Below are 4,094 nucleotides of genomic sequence, written 5' to 3'. Positions count from 1 at the left end.
CCATAGACCTCGCCGCTGTCATCCCAAGCCTGCTTCAACAGCACCGTTTGGCGCTGATCCTCCAGCGCACGCTGACAAAAAGGTTCACGCAGCCATGCATAGAAGCCGCTCGGATGAACGGCCAGCATCCGGCACATAGCCCTGACGGCAAAGATTGGCCGGTGTTCGGCGATAAACGCATACCTCACCGGGATTCCCTGGCGAAGTATGCGGTCGCCTTTTTTAGGATGTCCCGTTCCTCCGTGACCCGCAGCAGATCTCGCTTCAACCGGCGGATCTCATCAGCTTGCGCATCGACCTCTTGGATCACCTTTGCGGGCCGCGAAAACTGCTTCTGCCATGTGTAGATCGACTTGGTGCTGACCCCCAATCGCTCGGCCACCTCGCGCACCGGGTAGCCCCGATCCTCGACCTGTGCGACCGCATCGCGCTTGAACTCATCTGTGAATTTGTTCGTGGACATATCGTCCTCCTTGCTTCCAAAATTACCAAGCAAGGCGTCTACAAATCTAGGGGCTATTCAACTGGCGACGGCTTTCGGATGGTGACATTGGCATCGTGACCATCCTGCACGAGCGCATGCACCAGACAGATCGCTTTCGCGATGATCTTGGCGGCTGATTCTTCTCCCATCAAAACGCAAAGGCTCCCGCTTTTCAGGGGGGACTCGTCAAACGTTGACCAGGTGTTGACAAGAATTCCAAACAGCAAAACCCGACTGTTTAGGTCTGGTTCTATCTATTTGATATATTTTATTATTTTTGTTGCGGGGATGCGCAACCGCTGTAATCTGCCGGAACTTAGATGTGGTGTTTAGTCTGCGACCTTCAGGTTATGAGCCCCATCTCCCGGAAGAGCGGCTATCGTTTGATTTCAAATGATTGCGCGATAACCTCTTGAACTTTCGCCGTTTTTTGGCCGCACTGCGCCGCAACCAACCGCAGCGGACTGGTCCAAACGGGGAACAAAGTAGTTAAACAGGTTGACCTACTGTTGACCCGCCCGATTGATCGCCGAGATGCTAGTAGCGCTTGGCGGTTTGTGGTCGTACGGCAGTGCGCGTGTTAGGCGCGACACTTCCTGGGAAGCAGCCGTTCGTCGTTGCCACAGCACGACTTTGGTGTACACGGATGAGCCGAGCGTAACGGCGATACTATCTTCACAGCTGCTGGTTACGCGGCTGAAATGGTGATTTGCGCTTTCGCTCATTGCGGCGCGGATTGAGCCATGCTCAGCATCGCGCGCAGTCGTTTACGGGGCAGAGGCAAAATGGTTGTTCAAAAGGGACCTCTGATGGGATTTGTCTTTTACTTCACAAGGTCAGAGTCAGACGTATTCGCAGAGATTATGCCACAGGCGGCAATACGGAGGCTATAGCCTCATCGCGCAGGTGCCGAATGGCGAGAGGATCGAATTGAATGCCTCGGAATAGAGCCGCATGCCAACTATTCCTTCCTTTGGCAGCCAACGCCACTTGAAGCTCTTGAGCAACCTGACGCGTCACACTCCCAATGCTTAGCTCTGTATCGCGCAGCTTTATCTGGGTTGGAAGCGATGACCATTCCGTTGCCATCGATAAATGAAACTGGGTGCCCAAGACATTCTGCAAATGGAACGCGACAATTTCATCTCTTGGTGCCGTCAAACCGGGAAGAGCACATGGCCTGAACTGAGCCGCCTCAAATGGTGGTACTATTTCGACGTACCAAATAGCATCTTCTACCCAGTCGTCGAAATATGGATGAATGAAACGCCGCGGTTCCCCGCCATGAACGGTGGTTCCCTTCACCCCAGAGTTGCAATGGCGACAAGCGGGCACAAGGTTCGCTCGCATGATCGAGAACTCAGGATAGATCGTGCGGGGAAGATAGTGGTCAAGGTCACCAGTTACAGGTGAGCCGCAAACCGGGCAAGACTTAAGCCCTTCCTTCCGCCTCATCCGTCCAAGGTCGCCAGACCCCTTGCGACTATCGTATAGGTCGTATTGTCGATCATGAATACCGGGTCCGAAGTTATGCGGAGCAACCACGAACGGGCTTCCGCCATTTGCGCGATATGCCTGATAGCCGGCAATCCAAGCAGCCTCGTAGGGCTCCCAGTCGGGTTTCTTCCCCATTTTCTTTATCATCGCCTCGTCATCGGCAGCGCTCACGGGAAAGGGCAGATGCTGCATTTGTCAGAGTTCCGCTTCTTCTTGCACGGCGGCAGGAGGTTCGGCCAAGCGACGAGCGACAAAGGAAAGGCTTTCCGAATTCAGATCGTCTCCGTACTGTTCGATGACGCCGCCAACGCCGAGTTCCCGCCCAGTGGTGTCGGCCCAATCTGCCAAGGTTTTTTGGAACCTGTGAGATATGGTCATATCGTTGAAAACGAACTGAGAGATGCTGTCTATGGTCGCCCCGAAAGTCTGCATACGTGGCCTATCAATGCGCACCTGACGTCCCTCTAGGGTAAGGACATTGACTCTATCACGGGAAGCCTCGCGTACCACATATGCTGAGTGCGTCGCTACAATGGCGATTGATCCTGTCGACTGCAGCAGGTTGTCGAGAATTTCCATCATATTGGAGATAAAATTAGGGTGAAGGTGTGTCTCCGGCTCGTCCAATAGAAGCAGACTACCCTGTTCGATAGCTGAAGCTGCTTGAGTCGCAAAACGCAGCATTGCGTACTCGCCACTGCTGAGACGACGTACTTGCCCATTCACATCAAAAATAGCGGCCGTACGGCCCCAATCAATTTGTTGGATCAGGTGGATAGAGTTTTGCTCTTGCAGTGCTCTTCGAATGGGGAAATAATTTTGGCCGTTGACTTCCATAACGTACGGCAGCGTGTCACCGGGCCTTCTCGCTCGGAGAGGTACATGCAACCCATGCCATAGTCCAATTGAGTCTAAAGCCTCCTGAACCACATCCATCCGTGATTTGTCTTGGCCATCTCCAAATACGTTCATGGTACTGGACTTCTTGCATGCGGTCAGAGCTGCAAGTACTGAGTCAGCGCCGTCATCAACTGCAGAGTTCACAGCGAAGTATTCGTAGTCGATGCCGTGCCAAGCCCCAATTGATCGAGGGAATGGATCTGTCGGAACTGAAGAAAATACGATTACGCGTGCGGGCCGGAGCGCAGGAAAAAACCGTCCACTAGGGCGATCTGGTGCATCTGATTCGTGAAGGGTGCTGACGATTGCATTCAATATCTGTGTTTTACCGACGCCGTTCCGGCCTATAACTACAGACGCTCTATCGCGGAAAATTCCATCCTGATTGAAGCGGAACGGCAGTGTATAACGATTAGCGGCGCTAGGTATGAGAGTAGAAAAGATGAAGTCGGCGGCCAAATCATTCACTGGAGCCACCGGATCGCGCCTGAAATGGCGCCCGCCGCGCCTGAGCGCATCATAAGCACCACCGTTTCGAAGAGCACCAAGGTGAAAATCTTCACTATTAATCAATTCGAGCAAGTCAGGGTTGTTCCCTTCCACCCGTGCGACAGTGGCATCGTGCATAACCCGCAGTGCACTTACCCCGATTTCAAAGCCTAGCGCCTCGATAACATCCCGATACATGTCGACATCAGGGAGCAATGAAACAAAAGTACTCTCAATGTTTTCAACCAGAATCGTGTCTCCGAACTGCGCGAAAAGCTCCGCGAAAACGGATGAGCAGCGAGCTTGTCAACGGCAGAGTAAAAGTGGACCAAAGGGCAGCGCAAAATGTTGCCACTTTGGGGTTATCAAGATTGCCGCATAGGCGTGCGCTAGCATCTGGGCGGCCGCGCTTGTCACAGAGCTGGCGGTTGCCCGGATGCTTTGGCCCGTGAGGGCCAACTGCTTACGATGTTGGTATTGGGTTAAGCCTTGTCTTGGCGGGCTTTGCTCTGGCCGAGGCGATAGCTTTCACCGTTCATCTCGAGGATGTTCACGTGGTGGGTCAGCCGGTCGAGAAGTGCGCCTGTCAGTCGCTCAGACCCGAAGGTTTCGGTCCATTCGTCGAAGGGCAGGTTGCTGGTGATCAACGTGGCACCCCGCTCATAGCGTTGCGAGATCAGTTCAAACAGCAGTTCGGCGCCAGTTTTGCTGAGCGGCACAAAGC

At 53.7% G+C, this 4,094-nt stretch carries 3 protein-coding genes and 2 pseudogenes; 1 reads left to right on the top strand and 4 read right to left on the bottom strand.

The window, feature by feature from the left end:
* Positions 1-463, bottom strand: a pseudogene (locus tag AKV04_RS26985) (transposase); the annotation flags it as partial.
* 62 nt (positions 464-525) lie between these two features.
* Between AKV04_RS26985 and AKV04_RS26980 the strand changes: the two are divergent.
* Positions 526-621: pseudogene (locus tag AKV04_RS26980) on the top strand (type II toxin-antitoxin system RelE/ParE family toxin); the annotation flags it as partial.
* A gap of 724 nt (positions 622-1,345) precedes the next feature.
* Here the strand turns inward: AKV04_RS26980 and AKV04_RS05095 are convergent.
* The 3 genes from AKV04_RS05095 to AKV04_RS05080 form a co-directional block, all read right to left on the bottom strand.
* Positions 1,346-2,173 (bottom strand): HNH endonuclease, encoded by an 828-nt coding sequence (locus AKV04_RS05095; RefSeq protein WP_054005384.1) that lies wholly within the window; start codon positions 2,171-2,173, stop codon positions 1,346-1,348.
* 3 nt (positions 2,174-2,176) lie between these two features.
* Positions 2,177-3,568: an AAA family ATPase gene (locus AKV04_RS25390; RefSeq protein ID WP_156317379.1), complete on the bottom strand. Its 1,392-nt coding sequence runs from the start codon at positions 3,566-3,568 to the stop codon at positions 2,177-2,179.
* Between the two features lie 284 nt (positions 3,569-3,852).
* Positions 3,853-4,094, bottom strand: a 242-nt coding sequence (locus AKV04_RS05080; RefSeq protein WP_162232837.1) for an ATP-binding protein, incomplete at its 5' end; no start/stop codon positions are given.

Source organism: Cypionkella psychrotolerans (assembly GCF_001294535.1).
Taxonomy (GTDB): Bacteria; Pseudomonadota; Alphaproteobacteria; order Rhodobacterales; family Rhodobacteraceae; genus Cypionkella; species Cypionkella psychrotolerans.
This window is presented reverse-complemented; position numbering and strand designations above follow the sequence as displayed.